The sequence below is a fragment of the Agromyces kandeliae genome, assembly GCF_009674665.1.
GTDB classification, from domain to species: Bacteria; Actinomycetota; Actinomycetes; order Actinomycetales; family Microbacteriaceae; genus Agromyces; species Agromyces kandeliae.
The window spans coordinates 115,555-131,849 of sequence record NZ_WKJD01000012.1 but is presented as its reverse complement, the minus strand read 5'-3'; the positions used below and the strand labels follow the sequence as shown (position 1 = coordinate 131,849).

Sequence of the window (16,295 nt, the reverse complement as noted above, 5' to 3'; positions counted from 1 at the left end):
GGAGGCGCCGCCTATCGTGGGGTCCGTGACCGATCAGGCGCCTCCCCTCCCCGAGTCCGGCCGCACGGGCGCCACCGGCGCGCCCAGCCTGCGCGGCGGCGTCACCGTCATCGCCGCCCTGCTCGTGCTCGTCGCGCTCTGGTTCGGGCGCGAGCTCGTCGCTCCGCTCGCACTCGCCCTCGTGCTCGTCGTGATCGCGCATCCGATCCGGCATCCGCTCGAGCGCCGCGGGTGGCCCGCGTGGGCGGCGACGACCGTGGTGATCGCGGTCGTGTACCTGATCCTCGCGGTGCTCGCGGCGCTGCTCGTCTTCGCCGGCGTCGAGTTCGCCGACCTCGTGGTCGACGTCGTCGACGAGCTGCAGGCGGCCGTGGCATCCGTCGCCGCCTGGCTCGAATCGGTCGGGCTCGGCGACCAGTTGGCGGATGCGACGGCCTCGGCGCTCGACCCGTCGGCGCTGCTCGACCTCGCGCAGGGTCTCGGCGGATGGCTGCTCGGATTCCTCACGGCCGCGTTCTTCGTGCTCGCCTACGTGATCTTCATGGCAGCCGACGCCGCCCGCTACCGACGTGCCGAGCGCGCCTTCGGCGCCGGCATCCGGCCCCGCGTGGATCGCATCCGCGCGCTCAACTCGTCCATCCGCCGCTACTACGTCGTGAACGCGTCGTTCGGCGCGATCGTCGCGGTGATCGATGGGCTCGCGCTGTGGGCCCTCGGCATCCCGATCCCGGCGGTGTGGGCGATCCTCGCGTTCGTGACGAACTTCATCCCGAACATCGGGTTCGTGCTCGGGCTCGTCCCGCCCGCGATCCTCGCGTTCGTCGTCGGAGGAGTGCCGCTCCTCCTCGTCGTGATCGCCGTCTACTCCGTCGTCAACGTCGTGCTGCAGGTGCTCGTCCAGCCGAAGTTCGTGAGCGATGCGGTCGACCTCTCGCTCACGCTGAGCTTCTTCTCGGTCGTGTTCTGGACGTTCGTGATCGGCCCGCTGGGCGCGATCCTGTCGATCCCGCTCACCCTCGCGGCACGCGAGGCGCTGCTCGGCGACGGGAACGGGTGGCTGCGCTGGCTCTCGGGGAACGCGGCGGTCCAGGCGCCGCCCCCGGGGGCGACCACGGGCGCGGCGGCACCCTCGCCGGAGCCCGCATCGGATGAACGCGCCTGAGCCCACGCCCCGCCGGGCGATCCGGCTGAACGCGAGCCGTGGATGCGCGCGCGATGCTGGATCGACGACGGCCCGCGCGGCTAGTCTGCAAGCGGGGAGAGGGGGCACCCATGCCGCAGCGACGAACCGATCCGAGGCCGACGGCATGAGCGCGGGGGTGCACCTGAGGGGTCTCTCGACCGCCGTGCCCGAGACCGTGCTCCCGCAGTCGGCGGTCCGCGATGTCTTCTCCGCGCAGCCGGGCCTCAATCGGCTCGCGCAGCGGATCATCACGACGTCGTTCGACGTGTCGGGGATCGAACGACGCTACAGCGTGCTCGAGGAGCTCACCTTCGACGAACGCGACGACGAACCGGTGTTCTTCGATCGGACGACGGGCGACCTCCTGCTGCCGGGAACGAAGGCGCGCAACGAGATCTACGCGGTCGAGGCGACGAAGATGTACCTCGAGGCGGGTCGTCGCGCCATCGACGCGACACCCGGCATCGAGGCATCCGACATCACGCACGTCGTCACGGTCTCGTGCACGGGCTTCTACGCGCCGGGTCCCGACTACATGCTCGTGCGCGACCTCGGGCTCGGGCCCGCGGTGCAGCGCTACCACCTCGGCTTCATGGGCTGCTACGCCTCGATGCCCGCGCTGCGGACCGCCGCCCAGTTCTGCGTCGCCGACCCCGACGCGGTCGTGCTCGTCGTCAGCGTCGAACTCTGCACGCTGCACCTGCGCTCCTCGAACGACCCCGACACGATCGTCGCGTCGTCGCTGTTCGCCGACGGCGCCGGTGCCGGCGTGGTCACGGCGCGCCCGCTCGAGGAGGGCGAGCGCGCGTTCGCGCTGGACCGGTTCGAGACCCGCATCACGCCCGTGGGCGAGGGCGACATGGCATGGAAGATCGGCGACCACGGCTTCGAGATGGTGCTCTCCAACGCGGTGCCCGCCATCATCGACGACCACATCACGGGGGCGCTCGAGCCGCTGTTCGCCGCCGAGGACGACCTCGCCGAAGGCCTGGCGACGGATGCCGCGGGCGAGCGCGTCGCGCACTGGGCCATCCACCCGGGTGGCCGGAGCATCCTCGACAAGGTCGAGTCGCGGTTGAAGCTCACCGAGCCGCAGCTCGAGCCCGCGCGTGAGACGCTCCGCGACTTCGGGAACATGTCGAGCGCCACCGTGCTGTTCGTGCTCCGGAACATCCTCGACCGCGCGTCGTCGGAGGACGGCGACCGCGTCGCGGCGATGGCGTTCGGGCCGGGACTCACCGTCGAGTCCGCCCTGTTGACGGTGAAGGGGTGACGGATGCCGGGAGCTGACGCCGGCGGGCCGGGGCTGCTGCACGCGCTCGCCACGCTCGACCACAGGGACGTGGACGCGCGAGAGCTGATGGACGACCCGGCCGCCGACCCCGAGGCACTCGAACGCACCTTCCACCGGTTCGGAGTCGTGAACCGCATCGTGTCGCGGCCCGCGGCCGTGTACGAGGAGTGGGTGCGGCCGCGGCTCGCGACCACGCATCGGGCTCGCCTGCTCGACATCGGCGTGGGCGGCGGCGACCTCCCGCATCGGATCCTCCAGCTCGCCGAGCGCGACGGGTTGCGGCTCGAGGTCGTGGCGATCGACCCCGACGACCGTGCCGTCTCGGCCGCGTCGCGCTTCGCGACGTCGGGCTTCCGTACCCGGGTGGCGACGACCGCCGATCTCGTCGCCGAGGGCGAGACGTTCGACGTGGTCTGGTCGAACCACGTGCTGCACCACCTCGGCGCCGCGGAGCTCGGTGCGCTGCTCGCCGACACCGAACGGCTCGTCGCGCCGGGCGGCATCGGGGTGCACGGCGACATCGAGCGCAGCCGTGGGGCGTACCTGGGGTTCTGGGCGGCGACGCTGCCGTTCGCCTGGAACGTGCTCGCGGGCTCGTTCATCCGCCCCGACGGGCTCACCTCGATCCGGCGCAGCCACACGGCGCCCGAGCTGGCGCGCGCCATCCCCCGCGGCTGGCGCGTCAAGCGCGGGTTCCCGTCGCGGCTCGAACTCGTGTGGGGCAGCGAGATCCCGGATGAGTGAGGCGGAGTCGGGCGCGCGGCCGATGCACGACGTGGTCGTCGTCGGCGGGGGTGCAGTGGGCCTCCTGCTCGCGTGCCTGCTCGCGCGCCGGGGCCTCGACGCCGTGGTCCTCGAGCGGCGTCACGCACCCGACCCGGCCGCCACGCCCTCGCGCGCCATCGGCATCCACCCGCCCGGGCTCCGCGCCCTCGCCGCCGCGGGGATCGGCGACGAGGTGCGGCGGCGGGCCGTCGTCATCCGCGACGGCCGCGTCACGTGCGACGGACGGACCCTCGGCCGGCTGAAGTTCCCCCGTTCCGGGCTGGTGCACTCCCTGCCGCAGCTCGAGGTCGAGGCCCTGCTCGAGGAGCGGATCGACGGCGCCCGGACCGTCTCCATCCGGCGCGGCGTCGAGGTCACCGGCGTCACCGACCGTGGGACGCACCTCGTCGTGCACGCGGTCGACGGGGAGTCGAAGGTGGACCTGCCGGCGCGCTACGCCGTCGGCGCCGACGGCGTGCGCAGCGGCATCCGCTCGCTCATCGGCGCCGACTGGAAGCCGCGTCGCGGCCGCGCCTCGTACGTCATGTGCGACACGCGCGACGACACGGGGGCGCCCGAGACCGCGCTGCTGCACTTCGAGCCGGCGGGCGTCGTCGAGTCGTTCCCGTTGCCGGGCGGCCGACGGCGGTGGGTCGCGCGGGTCCGACGCGAACCCACCGAGCTCGACGCCGCCGCGATCGCGACCGTGGTCGAGTCCCGCACCGGCTCGTCGTTCGACACGGATGCCGCGACCACGCCCACCGCGTTCGTGGCGGCGCAGCACGTCGCCCACCCGATGGCCTCGGGCCGCGTGGTGCTCGTCGGCGACGCCGCGCACGAGATCAGCCCGATCGGCGGTCAGGGCATGAACCTCGGATGGAGCGACGCCGTGCACCTCGACCGGGAGCTCGCCGGCGCGCTCGCCGCGGCCGCCCCGATCGACGTGTTCGCCGCCTACGACCGTTCGCGCCGCGCGGCCGCGCTGCGCGCGACCCGGCAGGCCGCGTTCAACATGCGCATGGGCGCGCCCGCGACGGGCCTGCGGCTGCGGACCCGCAATGCGGCGGTGCGCGTGCTCGGCCTGCCGGGGCTTCGGGGATTCCTCGGGCGGGCGTTCACCATGCAGTGGCTCTGAGGGCCCGGAGGGTCGCGACGCTTGCCGCGGGTATCGGCCGGTGCTTGACTCGACCTACGCCACGTCGAGGGTGCGAGGCGACGTCGCCGCGCACCTCGGGCAGGAGGACCTCATGTGGGTCGAGAATTCACTGCGCATCGAACGGCCGCTCGATGCGGTCTTCGCCTGGTACGCCGGCGCCCACGCCGAGAACCACCCCCGCTGGGACCCCGACGTCTCGCTCGAACGCACGTCGGACGAGCCGACGGGCGTGGGCACCGTGTTCCGGCGGCGGAACACGCGCTACGGCGAGCCGGTCGAGGGCACGATGGAGGTCGTCGAGTACGAGCCGCCCCGGTCGTTCGGCGTGCTGATCACCGAGGGGGGCTTCGAGATGCCCGCGCGTGCGGAGTTCGCAGCGGAGGGACCCGGCGCGACGCGCATCACGATCCTCGTGAGCGTCCCGGACTCGGTCGACGCCGACCTCATCCGTGCACGCATGACGCGGAGCGCCGAGAACATCAGGGCGCTCGCGGAAGCGGATCTCTGAGTCTCGCGGCCCGTCAGGCGGCGGCGCCGTCGTCCTCGGCCTCGACCGAGTCGGCTGCGTCGACGGCGGTCGCCTCGGCCTCGAGCGGGGTGAGCACGAAGATCGGGATCTCGCGGTCGGTCTTCGCCTGGTACCCGTCGTAGTCGGGCCAGACCTCCGTCGCGCGCCCCCACCACAGCTCCTTCTCGGCGCCCGTGACCTCGCGGGCCAGGTAGTCGCGCTTGACGTCGCGGTCCTGGAGTTCGACGCGCGGCTCCTCCTTCAGGTTGAAGTACCACGCCGGATGCTTCGGGTCGCCCCCGGTCGACGCGACGACGGCGTACTCGCCGTCGTGCTCGACGCGCATGAGCGCGGTCTTGCGGAGCTTTCCGCTCTTCGCGCCGACCGTCGTCAGCACGATGACGGGCTTCCCGCGCAGGGAGTTCGCCTCGCGCCCTCCCGTCGCCTCGTAGGTCTCGGCCTGGTCGCGTGCCCACTTGGCCGTGCTGGGTGCGTAGTCGCCCTCGAGCGGCATCCGTTCCTCCTTGTTCGGGTGTCGCTCCACGGTAACGCGGACATCCGCGCTGCAATTCCCGAGCGTCCCGGTGCCGTGCTCGGGTACGCGTTCGGCACGGCATCCGGAATACCGCTCACGGTCCGCAAGTTGAGCGTAGTAGACTCAACTTTGTCGAAAGGAGCCCCGTGGCCAACATGCAGGGCGCGCCGAGCTCGCAGGAGGAGCAGAAGTCGGCGCTCGAACAGTACGGCGTCAACCTCACCGAGATCGCGAAGCAGGGCAAGCTCGACCCCGTGATCGGTCGCGACGCCGAGATCCGCCGCGTCAGCCAGGTGCTCACACGGCGAACCAAGAACAACCCGGTGCTCATCGGCGAGCCCGGCGTCGGCAAGACCGCCGTCGTCGAGGGGCTCGCGCAGCGCATCGTGGCCGGCGACGTCGCCGACTCGCTGAAGGACAAGCAGCTCGTCGCGCTCGACATCTCCGCACTCGTCGCGGGCGCCATGTACCGCGGCCAGTTCGAGGAGCGGCTCAAGGCCGTGCTCAAGGAGATCAACGAGGCCGAGGGCCGCATCATCACGTTCGTCGACGAGCTGCACCTGCTCATGGGGGCGGGCGGCGGCGAGGGGTCGGTCGCGGCCTCCAACATGCTCAAGCCCATGCTCGCCCGCGGCGAGCTGCGGCTCATCGGCGCGACCACGCTCGACGAGTACCGCGAGTACATCGAGAAGGACGCCGCGCTCGAGCGCCGCTTCCAGCAGGTCTTCGTCGGCGAGCCGAGCGTCGAGGACACCGTCGCCATCCTGCGCGGGCTCAAGGGCCGGTACGAGGCCCACCACGGCGTGACCATCACCGACGCCGCCCTCGTGGCCGCCGCCGCGCTCTCGAACCGGTACATCTCCGCGCGGCAACTGCCCGACAAGGCCATCGACCTCATCGACGAGGCGATGTCGCGCCTCAAGATGGAGATCGACTCGAGCCCCGTCGAGATCGACCAGCTCAAGCGCCAGGTCGACCGGATGCGGCTCGAGGAACTCGCCCTGAAGAAGGAGAAGGACGACGCGTCGAAGGAGCGGCTCGAGCGCCTGCACGAGACGCTCCTCGAGAACGAGCGCGAGCTCGCCGCGCTCGAGGAGCGCTGGTCGCGCGAGCGGATGTCGCTGAACCGCGTCGGCGAGCTGAAGAAGCGCCTCGACGAGGCGATGACCGAGCGCGACCGCGCGATGCGCGAGGCCGACTACGCGAAGGCATCGAAGCTCGAGTACGAGACCATCGCGCAGCTCCAGCGCGACCTCGAGGCAGCCGAGCAGGCCGAGCAGGCGCCCGACGAGCCGCGCATGGTCAACGAGCAGGTCACCGAGGAGGACATCGCCGCGGTCATCGCGCAGTGGACCGGCATCCCCGTCGGCCGGCTCATGCAGGGCGAGACCGAGAAGCTGCTCCACCTCGAGCAGGAGCTCGGCCGCCGGGTCATCGGCCAGCGCCGTGCGGTCGAGGCGGTCGCCGACGCGGTCCGCCGCGCACGGGCCGGCGTCTCCGACCCCGACCGCCCGACCGGTTCGTTCCTGTTCCTCGGACCGACCGGTGTCGGCAAGACCGAGCTCGCCAAGGCGCTCGCGTCGGTGCTCTTCGACGACGAGCACGCCATGGTGCGCATCGACATGTCGGAGTACGGCGAGAAGCACTCGGTCGCGCGGCTCGTCGGCGCACCTCCCGGGTACATCGGCTACGAGCAGGGCGGTCAGCTCACCGAGGCCGTTCGTCGCCGCCCGTACTCGGTGATCCTCTTCGACGAGGTCGAGAAGGCGCACCCCGAGGTGTTCGACGTGCTGCTGCAGGTGCTCGACGACGGGCGGCTCACGGATGGCCAGGGCCGCACGGTCGACTTCCGCAACGTGATCCTCGTCCTCACCTCCAACCTCGGTTCGCAGTTCCTCATCGACCCGACGCTGTCGTGGGAGGAGAAGGAGGGCGCCGTGATGGCGGCCGTCCGCCAGGCGTTCAAGCCCGAGTTCGTGAACCGCCTCGACGACCTCGTCGTCTTCTCGGCGCTCACGCAGGAGGAGCTCGGCGAGATCGTGAACCTCTCCATCGACCGGCTCACCGCGCGACTCCACGAGCGGCGGCTCGAGCTCGGCGTGACGCCCGACGCGCGCACGTGGCTCTCCGAGCGCGGGTACGACCCGCTGTTCGGCGCGCGGCCGCTGCGCCGGCTCATCCAGACCGAGGTGGCCGACCGCCTGGCGCGTGCGCTGCTGGCCGGCGAGATCCGCGACGGCGACACCGTCGTGGTGGGCCTCGCGCCCGACGGCGACCACCTCACGGTGACGCGGGCGCCCGAGCCGGGCGACGTGCCCGAGGGCGGCGACCACGACGTGATCGACGCGGAGATCGTGGAGGAGTAGCGCGGGAGCCTCCGAGCCCGAGCCGGGCGTCAGGGCGCTTCGGGTGCCGGGACGCCGTCGGCGACGGCTCCGGCACCCCGTTCGCCGCAGCGGGGAGGCGGCGCTCGAGCGCGATGGCGAGCACGGCGATCACGCCGCATCCGACGACCATCGTCGCGATGTCGCCGGCATGCCGGCCCTGGTCGAGCAGGAGGCCCGCCACGATCGGTCCCGTGATCGCGCCGCCCTGGACGGCGGCGGCGTTCACCATGTTCACCCGGCCGCGGTTGCGGTCGCTCGCCAGGTCGTTGTACATCGCGGGGATCGTGGGCTGGAGCATCGTCTCGCCGAACGCGAACACGCCCATGAACGCGAGGACGCCGATCGCCGCGGTGATCGAGCCGGGCCGGAGACCCGTCGCGCCGAGGATCAGCCGCGAAGCCGCCCCACACGAGCGTCATCACCTGCATCACCCGGGTGCGCCGGTGGCCGGCGATGAGCTTGAGCACCGTGAACTGCAGGAGCACGATCACGGCCGTGTTGACGGCGAAACGAGAACCCCACGACGCGCGTCGAGACCTCCGAGACCTGCCGGGCGAAGGCCGGGAACCCCGCCTCCATCTGGCCGTAGCCGATGAACATGGCCCTTCATGCCGGTCGCCCGTGCAGTCTGCCCGACGCCGGCGACAACCGCCGCTCGGAGTTCCCGGTCACCCGGGGTTCACCCGCGCCGCCTAGGGTCGCCGCATGCGGGGGGTGGAGCGGGCGATGGACCCGCAGGTCGTGGAGACGGATGCGGGGGCGGTGCGAGGGCGACGCCGCCGAGGCACGAGGCAGTGGCGCGGCATCCCCTATGCATCGGCGCCGGCCGGCGCCCTCCGGTTCCGCGCGCCACGTGGGCCGGAGCCGTGGGGCGGGGTCCGCGACGCGGCGGCCTTCGGTCCCGTGGCCCCCCAGCATCGCCGGGGACAGTTCCTCGGCGCCGCCGAGCACCTCGCCCGGAGCGAGGACTGCCTGCGCCTGAACGTCACCGCGCCCGACGTCGATCACGGCGGCGGCCTCCGTCCGGTCATGGTGTTCGTGCACGGCGGCGCGTACAGCGTCGGCTCGGCGGCGGAGTACCCGCGCCAGGGCGAGCGCCTCGTGCGCGAGCACGGCGTCGTCTACGTCGGCATCGACTACCGCCTCGGGGCGCTCGGCTGGCTCGACCTGCGCGCCTACTCCCGCCCGGAGCATCCGTTCGAGGTGAACCTCGGGCTGCGCGACCAGGTCGCCGCGCTCGAGTGGGTCCGGCGCAACATCCGGGCCTTCGGCGGCGACCCGGATCGGGTGACGCTGTTCGGCGAGTCGTCGGGCGGCAACTCCGTGACGACCCTCCTCGCGGTGCCCGCCGCCGAGGGCCTGTTCTCGAGCGCGATCGCGCAGAGCTCGCCGGCGAACGCCGTCTATCCGCCCGCGGTCGCGCAGCGCTGGGCGGCGGAGTACGTGCGGATCCTCGCTCGGCTCGTCGACGACGACGACCTCGACAGCGAGGCGCCCGAGGATGCCGCGGCCATGCTCCGCGCCGCGGATCCGATGCGCCTCGCCGACGCGACGACCGAGCTCACCGTCCGGACGCCGGACGAGCATCCCGGCACCATCGCGCTCGCCCCCGTGATCGATGGCGAGTTCCTGCCGCGGCGGCCGCTCGATGCCGTCCGGGACGGGCTCGCGCACCGCGTGCCGCTCATCGTGGGCACGAACGACCGCGAGGGGTCGCTGTTCGAGGGGCGCATCGACATCCTTCCCACCACGAAGCCGCGCATCCGCGCGATCTTCGCGAACACGCCCAAGCGCGCGCGGAAGGCGATCACGGCGCGCTACCCGGGGCTGCCCGAGCGGCGCGCCGCGGCCGACTTCGCGGGCGACTTCACGTTCTGGTTCCCGACCGTGAAGGTCGCCGAGCGGCACTCCCGGTGGGCGCCGACGTGGTGCTACCGATTCGACGCCGCGCCGCGCGCGGCGCGGCTGCTCGGCCTCGACGCGACCCACGGGCTGGAGCTCTTCGCCCTGTTCGAGAAGTTCGACACCCCGGTGGGCGCCGGGCTCACGTTGCTCGGCGGCCGGCGCATGTTCCGGGCGGTGGGGCGGCGGATGCAGGCCCACTGGACCGGCTTCGCGGCATCCGGTGCGCCCGGCGACGACTGGCCGCGGTACGACGAGGCGCATCGACGCACGCTCGTGCTCGACCGCGTCGACCGGGTGATCGAGGACCCGCGCCGGAAGAAGCGGCGGGCGTGGCAGGAGTTCGTCCCGCACGTGTGACCGGCGATGACGGATGCCGCGCCGCCGGGTGCGGCACGTAGGCTCGGAATCATGCTCGCCACCGTCATCCACGCCGCCCGTGACATCCGCGTCGAGGACGTCCCCGACCCCGCGCTCTCGACCGGTGGAGACGCGATCGTCCGCGTCGTCGCCGCCTGCGTGTGCGGATCCGACCTGTGGCCGTACCGCGGCGTGACGCCCACGCACGCGCCGCACCGGATCGGCCACGAGTTCGTCGGCGTCGTGGAGTCGGTCGGGCCGGAGGTCTCGCAGGTGAAGGCGGGCGACTTCGTGATCGCGCCGTTCTACGTGTGCGACGGCACGTGCGCGAACTGCCGCAACGGCGTGAGCACCTCGTGCCTCTCGGGCAGCTGGTGGGGCGGCGAGGACCGCGTCGGCGGCACGGCCGACGGGGGTCAGGGCGAGCGCGTGCGCGTGCCCCTCGCCGACGGCACCCTCGTGGTCGTGCCGGATCCGGTGTCCGATGACGAGGTGCCCGGCCTGCTCGCGCTCAGCGACGTCATGGGCACGGGCCACCACGCCGCGGTGTCGGCGGGCGTGGGCCCCGGCGACTCGGTCGCCGTCGTCGGCGACGGCGCCGTCGGACTGTGCGCGATCATCGCGGCGGAGCGCCTCGGCGCGACCACGATCATCGCGATGTCGCGGCACGCCGACCGGCAGGCGCTCGCGCGCGAGTTCGGCGCGACGCACATCGTCGAGGAGCGCGGCGACGAGGGCGTCGCGCGCGTGAAGGAGCTCACGGGCGGCATCGGCGCCGACCGCGTGCTCGAGTGCGTCGGCACCAAGGAGTCGATGGACCAGGCGCTGCGCTCGACCCGGCCCGGCGGCATGGTCGGGTACGTCGGCGCACCGAACGGCGGCCCCGAGCTTCCGGTTCGGCCGATGTTCAACCGGAACGTCGGCGTCAACGGCGGCGTCGCGCCGGTGCGCGGCTACATCGAGGAGCTGCTGCCGGACGTGCGCTCGAGCGCCATCCGCCCCGGCCGGGTCTTCGACCTCGAGCTGCCGCTCGCCGACGCTGCGGAGGCGTACGCCGCGATGGACGAGCGTCGGGCGATCAAGGTGCTGCTCCGGCCGTAGGCCATCGGAGGCGGCGGTCGCGGGGGTTCGGGAGGAACTTCCGGACGGCACGCGGCGTGTCGGCCGCAGCGCGACGGCGTGTCGCCCGGAAGTTCCTCCCGTTCGGACGCCGCGGTCCGTCATGCCGGACGCATGAGCCGCGGATCGTCGCTCAGCCCGTGAACAGCTCCAGGTCCTCGCAGAAGTCGCGGCCCTGCGTGTCGAAGTGGCCGTGTGCGGCGTCCTCGCCGAGGAAGTCGATGACCTCGTCGTCGGACGGGTCGCCCGGGGTGCCGTTGTGGTCGATGAGCAGCCGGTACTCGAAGTGGCCGGCATCGACGAACACCGTCCGGCCGTCGTCGGTCACGTAGCGGACGGACTGCTGGGTGGTGGTCGTGACCGTGAGCGTGCCGTCGCCGTTGTCCACGACGCCCAGGTCGTGGTCCACGCCGTGGACGTGACCGGTGAAGCTCTTCCCGGTGGCCAGGTTCGTGTAGGACTCCGTGACGTTGAACGTGGCGGTCGCATACGCGAGCTCGCCGCCGCGCCAGACCGCCGTGAACGTGCCGGAGAGGTCGGCCTCGAAGAGGATGTCGTCCTCGATGCCCGGGCAGAAGTCCGGATGCGCGTCCTGCTCGATGTGCGATTCCTGCTCGCTCCAGTTCTCGTGGAACGGCGGGTTCGGTGCGGCCTGCGCCGGCGCGCCGGCCAGGACGAGTGCGGCGGAGGCCGCCGCGGCGGCCGCGATGCGTGCGTACCTCATGGGTGCTCCGATCTCTCGTGGGCGTGTCCGCGGGTCGCCCGGACACGCCCGAGAGTCAACCGGGGTCTCGTGTCAAGCGCATCGTATGAACATCCGATCGGGCATACCATGAATCTTGCTCACTTTCAGGCCGGGAGGGCCGGACCGTGGACCCCGAACAGTACGCGGACGTCGTCGACCTCATCTACGCCGGAGCCACGGTGCCCGGCGCGTGGACGGACGCCATGCGAGGCCTGGCCTCGGTGGTCGGCGGCGACGTCGCCGCAGTGCTCGTCTCCGGACCTGCCGAGGGGCGCTTCACCCCGGCGAACATCGCGCTCGACGAGGTCGCGATGCGGGCGTACGGCGAGCGCTACGCCCGCATCGACCCCGTCGTCCGGGCGATGCGGGCGACGACGGAACGCGTCGCGATCGATGGCGACGACGTCGTCACCGCCGCGGAGAAGCGCCGCAGCGAGTTCTTCGCTGACTGGGCGCGGCCGAACGGGCTGGACCACTGCGTCTGCGGGGTCGTCGACCGCGCCGGCGAGATGCTGACCTGGGTCGTGATCGCGGGGAGCGCGCCCCGGCGTGAGCGCTCGGAGGATCCCGCGGACCTGCTGCGCCCGTTCCTCCCGCACCTCGAGCGGGCCGTGGCCGTCGAGCGGCGGCTCGACCGCGAGGCGGGGACGGGGTGGTGCGCCGGCGCGATCGCCACGATCGACCTGCTCGGCGCCGCCGTGCTCGCCGTCGACGCCGACGGACGGGTGCGGCACGCGAACCCGGCCGCCGCCGACCTCCTCGGCCGCGGCACGGCCGTGCACGTCGACCGGGGCGGTCGCCTGCTGCTGTCCGTCGCAGCGGAGCAGGACGGACTCCGGCGCCTGCTCCGGAGGGCGGCTCGGCCCGACGCCTCCGGCACGCGGGTCGGCGGGCGGATGCGGGCCCACCGCACCGACGGCCTGCCGTGCTACGTGCACGTCATCCCGTTCGGCGTCGCCGCCGGTCGCGACTGGGCGGCGCTCGTCGTCGTGACCGACCCGGTCGGGGGGCGCGGCGTCCCGCCTGACGTGCTGCGTGCGGTGTTCGGCCTGACGCCGGCCGAGGCGATCGTCGCCGCGGCCGTGACCGCGGAGCACGCCGGCGGCGGTCTCGATCGCGTGGCCGAGGGGCTCGGGGTGTCGCTGTCGACACTGCGCGTGCACCTGCAGCACGTCTTCGAGAAGACGGGCGTGCACCGGCAGGCCGATCTCGCACGGCTCGTCACGGTCGTCTCGGGCGGGTTCCGGGACGACGCGAACGGGGCGGATGCCGCGGCTCGCGACCTCCGCCCCGTTCCCGGGGAGCCGAGGCTCAGGCCGCCGCGATGAGGAGCTCGTCGAGCGGCTTGCGGCTGCGCGGGGCGACCTCGCGCTCGCGGAGCGGCTCGGGCAGGGCCGCGGCGTCGCCGAGCTTGCCGACGGCGCTCACGGAGATCACCTCGAGGCCCGCGCCGAGGCCGAACGCCTCGGCGAGCCGGTCGGCGTCGAAGCCGCCCATCTGGTGCGTGTGCAGCCCGTCGTGCTGGGCCTGCAGCGACATGTAGGCGACCGCCTGGCCGAGGTCGTAGGTCGCCCAGCGGCGGGGAGCACCGGTCTCGTCGACGGTCTCGGCGACGTTCACGATGAGCGCCGCGGCGGAGTCCGCCCAGGCCTGGTTGAAGCCCATGAGGGCGTCGTGGACGGCGGCGAAGGCCGGCGTGCCGCGGCGGGCGACGATGAAGCGCCAGGGCTGCACGTTGTTGGCCGACGGCGCCCAGCGCGCGGCCTCGAGGAGCGTCCGGATGGTGTCGTCCGAGAGCTCGGCCGTGGGGTCGTACGCGCGCGGGCTCCAGCGCTCCACGAGGGGCGCGATGAGCGGGGCGTCGGTGGGGGCGTGACGTGACGCGGTGTCGACGAGGGTCATGGTGACGGTGCCTTCCGAGTGGTTCCGATGCTTCTGCCGGGACACCGTCGTCCCAGTGCATTACAACGCATGGATCCTCGGAACATTCCCCACGCGCCGCCGACGGGCGTCCGGCCGGTCAGGCCGCGGCGCGCGCGAGCTCCTCGCGGATGCCCGCCACGAAGGCGTCCACGTCGTCCTCGGTCGTGTCGAACGAGCACATCCAGCGCACCTCGTTCCGCGAGGCATCCCAGTCGTAGAACTTGAACCCCCGCTCGCGGAGCCGGTCGGCCACGCCGGCCGGCAGCACCGCGAACACGCCGTTCGACTGGGTCTGCTGCGTGAACGCGAGCCCGGGCAGCTCGCCCGCGGCGATGCCGGCGTCGAGCGCGTCGCGGAGGCGGCGGGCCATCGCGTTCGAGTGCGACGCGTTGCGGAGGTACAGGTCGCCGTCGAGCAGCGCGATGAGCTGCGCCGAGACGAACCGCATCTTCGACGAGAGCTGCATGTTCAGCTTGCGCAGGTACTTGAGGCCCTCGGATGCCGCGGGGTTCAGCACCACGATGGCCTCGCCGAGCAGCGCCCCGTTCTTGGTGCCGCCGAAGCTCAGCACGTCGACGCCCGCATCGCGCGTGAACGCGCGCAGGGGCAGGTCGAGGGATGCCGCCGCGTTCGAGATCCGAGCACCGTCCATGTGCAGCGTCATCCCGCGCTCGTGCGCGTGGTCGGCGAGCGCCCGGACCTCGTCGACGGAGTACGCGGTGCCGAGCTCGGTGGTCTGCGTGATCGACACGACGAGCGGCTGCGCGCGGTGCTCGTCGCCCCAGCCCCACGCCTCGCGGTCGACGAGCTCGGGAGTGAGCTTGCCGTCGTCCGTCGGCACCGTCAGGAGCTTGATGCCGCCGACGCGCTCGGGCGCACCGCCCTCGTCGACGTTGATGTGGGCGGTGGATGCCGCGATCACCGCGCCCCAGCGAGGCAGCATCGACTGCAGCGCCGTGACGTTCGCGCCCGTGCCGTTGAACACCGGGTACACCTCGACCGGGTCGCCGAACCGGCGGGCGAACACCTCGTGGAGGTGGCCGGTGTAGTCGTCGTCGCCGTAGGCGACCTGGTGCCCGCCGTTCGCCCCGGCGATCGCGGCGAGCACCTCGGGGTGCACGCCGGAGTAGTTGTCGGAGGCGAAGCCGCGGAACGCGGTGTCGTGCAGGGGCTGGAACTCAGGGGTCACCGGACGATTCTCCCAGACGAGCGGACGGGCCCGGTCCGCCGTCTCGAGTCGAACGCGAGTCGCGGAACGTGCGGGTGGGAGCGAGGCGGCCCGGGGCGCGGATGACGCCCGAGGTCGAGTCCGAACGCAGGTGAGGCTAAGCTAAGTTCACCCGCATTCGACGGGCCCTCACCTTCTCATCGATCGTTGGAGCCACTACGCCCATGCGCGCACGACGCCGAATCGTCCTCGCCGGAGCCGGCCTCGCGGCCGCGGCCCTCGCCCTGACCGGATGCACCGCGCCGGCCGACGACGCCGAGACGCTCACGGTCTACGTCGGTCGCGACGAGGGCCTCGTCGGGCCGCTCATCGAGCAGTTCGAGGAGGAGACCGGCATCCGCGTCGAGGCGCGCTACGCCGCGACCCCCGAACTCACGGCGCTGCTCCTCGAGGAGGGCGACCGCAGCCCCGCCGAGGTGTTCCTGTCGCAGGACGCCGGCGCGCTCGGCGCGCTCGCCGACGCCGGCCTCGTCGCCGAGATCCCGGCGGAGCTCGCCGACCAGATCCCCGACGGCTTCACCTCGCAGGACGACTCGTGGATCGGCGTGACCGGCCGCGCCCGCGTCATCGCATACGACGGCGAGCAGCTCGCGGAGGACGAGGTGCCCGACACCGTCGACGACCTCACCGGCGAGGAGTGGTCGGGCGAGGTGGCGTTCGCACCCGGCAACGCGAGCTTCCAGTCGTTCATCACCGCCCTGCGCGTGCTCGAGGGCGAGGAGGCCGCGGCCGCCTGGGTCGGCGGGATGGCCGCGAACGACCCCGAGCTCACCGAGAACAACCTCGCCTCGCTCGACCTCGTGAACACCGGGCAGGCGCAACTCGGCCTCATCAACCACTACTACTGGTTCCGCCAGGCCGCGGAGGTGGGCGCCGAGAACATGCGCGCGCAGCTGAAGTTCCTGCCCGGCGACCCCGGCGGCATCGTGAACGTCACGGGCGCCGCCATCCTGAACGGAGCCGCCGACGACGACGCCGCGCGCGCCTTCGTCGAGTTCCTCGTCTCCGAGGAGGCGCAGCGGTACTTCGTCGAGGAGACCTTCGAGTACCCGCTGCTGCCGGGCGTCGACGCCCCCGAGGGACTGCCCGCGATCGACACGCTCCTGAACCCGGGCCTCGACCTCAGCGACCTCGACTCGGTCGGCGAGTCGCAGCAGCTCCTCGCCGACGACGGCCTCATCTGAGCCCGT

15 protein-coding genes are annotated in these 16,295 nt (G+C 72.6%); 10 read left to right on the top strand and 5 right to left on the bottom strand.

Annotated elements, in window-relative coordinates:
- Positions 1–25 precede the first annotated feature (25 nt).
- The 5 genes from GJR97_RS07715 (at position 26) to GJR97_RS07695 (ending at position 4,906) form a co-directional block, all read left to right on the top strand.
- Positions 26–1,162 carry an AI-2E family transporter gene (locus GJR97_RS07715; RefSeq protein ID WP_324613279.1) on the top strand — a complete coding sequence of 379 codons (1,137 nt, stop codon included), beginning with the start codon at positions 26–28 and terminating at the stop codon, positions 1,160–1,162.
- Between the two features lie 145 nt (positions 1,163–1,307).
- Complete coding sequence (locus GJR97_RS07710; protein ID WP_154345908.1) at positions 1,308–2,456, top strand: type III polyketide synthase; 1,149 nt, start codon at positions 1,308–1,310, stop codon at positions 2,454–2,456.
- Positions 2,457–2,459: 3 nt separating this feature from the next.
- A complete protein-coding gene (locus GJR97_RS07705) occupies positions 2,460–3,221 on the top strand; it encodes a methyltransferase (RefSeq protein WP_154345907.1) in 762 nt (253 codons plus the stop codon).
- On the top strand, positions 3,214–4,377 hold the full coding sequence (locus tag GJR97_RS07700; protein WP_154345906.1) for an FAD-dependent oxidoreductase: 1,164 nt from the start codon (positions 3,214–3,216) through the stop codon (positions 4,375–4,377). Before GJR97_RS07705 ends, GJR97_RS07700 begins: the two co-directional genes overlap by 8 nt.
- Positions 4,378–4,417: 40 nt before the next feature.
- Positions 4,418–4,906: an SRPBCC family protein gene (locus GJR97_RS07695; protein ID WP_195760635.1), complete on the top strand. Its 489-nt coding sequence runs from the start codon at positions 4,418–4,420 to the stop codon at positions 4,904–4,906.
- Positions 4,907–4,919: 13 nt separating this feature from the next.
- Here the strand turns inward: GJR97_RS07695 and GJR97_RS07690 are convergent, their stop codons facing one another.
- On the bottom strand, positions 4,920–5,420 hold the full coding sequence (locus GJR97_RS07690) for a nitroreductase family deazaflavin-dependent oxidoreductase (protein WP_154345904.1): 501 nt from the start codon (positions 5,418–5,420) through the stop codon (positions 4,920–4,922).
- A 167-nt stretch (positions 5,421–5,587) separates the two neighbouring features.
- On the opposite strand from GJR97_RS07690, the gene GJR97_RS07685 reads away from it, so the two are divergent.
- On the top strand, positions 5,588–7,807 hold the full coding sequence (locus GJR97_RS07685; RefSeq protein ID WP_324613278.1) for an ATP-dependent Clp protease ATP-binding subunit: 2,220 nt from the start codon (positions 5,588–5,590) through the stop codon (positions 7,805–7,807).
- Here the strand turns inward: GJR97_RS07685 and GJR97_RS18175 are convergent.
- Complete coding sequence (locus tag GJR97_RS18175) at positions 7,722–8,153, bottom strand: MFS transporter (RefSeq protein WP_229276104.1); 432 nt, start codon at positions 8,151–8,153, stop codon at positions 7,722–7,724. The genes GJR97_RS07685 and GJR97_RS18175 overlap by 86 nt on opposite strands.
- Before the next feature lie 380 nt (positions 8,154–8,533).
- Between GJR97_RS18175 and GJR97_RS07675 the strand changes: the two genes are divergently transcribed.
- Both GJR97_RS07675 and GJR97_RS07670 read left to right on the top strand, forming a co-directional pair.
- Entirely contained in the window at positions 8,534–10,090 is a 1,557-nt protein-coding gene (locus tag GJR97_RS07675) for a carboxylesterase/lipase family protein (protein ID WP_229276102.1), read from the top strand.
- 51 nt (positions 10,091–10,141) lie between these two features.
- Positions 10,142–11,191, top strand: coding sequence for a zinc-dependent alcohol dehydrogenase family protein (locus GJR97_RS07670; RefSeq protein WP_154345903.1), 1,050 nt, complete (start codon positions 10,142–10,144; stop codon positions 11,189–11,191).
- A 151-nt stretch (positions 11,192–11,342) separates the two neighbouring features.
- On the opposite strand, the gene GJR97_RS07665 is transcribed toward GJR97_RS07670, so the two are convergent.
- Positions 11,343–11,933, bottom strand: coding sequence for a hypothetical protein (locus GJR97_RS07665; protein ID WP_154345902.1), 591 nt, complete (start codon positions 11,931–11,933; stop codon positions 11,343–11,345).
- Positions 11,934–12,079: 146 nt separating this feature from the next.
- Here GJR97_RS07665 and GJR97_RS07660 point away from each other — a divergent pair, with 146 nt between their 5' ends.
- Positions 12,080–13,282 carry a helix-turn-helix transcriptional regulator gene (locus GJR97_RS07660; protein ID WP_154345901.1) on the top strand — a complete coding sequence of 401 codons (1,203 nt, stop codon included), beginning with the start codon at positions 12,080–12,082 and terminating at the stop codon, positions 13,280–13,282.
- Here GJR97_RS07660 and GJR97_RS07655 read toward each other — a convergent pair.
- Complete coding sequence (locus GJR97_RS07655) at positions 13,266–13,856, bottom strand: nitroreductase family protein (RefSeq protein WP_154345900.1); 591 nt, start codon at positions 13,854–13,856, stop codon at positions 13,266–13,268. The genes GJR97_RS07660 and GJR97_RS07655 overlap by 17 nt on opposite strands.
- A 118-nt stretch (positions 13,857–13,974) precedes the next feature.
- On the bottom strand, positions 13,975–15,066 hold the full coding sequence (locus tag GJR97_RS07650) for a threonine aldolase family protein (protein WP_324613277.1): 1,092 nt from the start codon (positions 15,064–15,066) through the stop codon (positions 13,975–13,977).
- A 203-nt stretch (positions 15,067–15,269) separates the two neighbouring features.
- On the opposite strand from GJR97_RS07650, the gene GJR97_RS07645 reads away from it, so the two are divergent.
- The gene (locus GJR97_RS07645) at positions 15,270–16,289 is read left to right on the top strand and encodes an extracellular solute-binding protein (RefSeq protein ID WP_154345899.1); all 1,020 of its coding nucleotides are present in this window, start codon (positions 15,270–15,272) and stop codon (positions 16,287–16,289) included.
- Positions 16,290–16,295 lie beyond the last annotated feature (6 nt).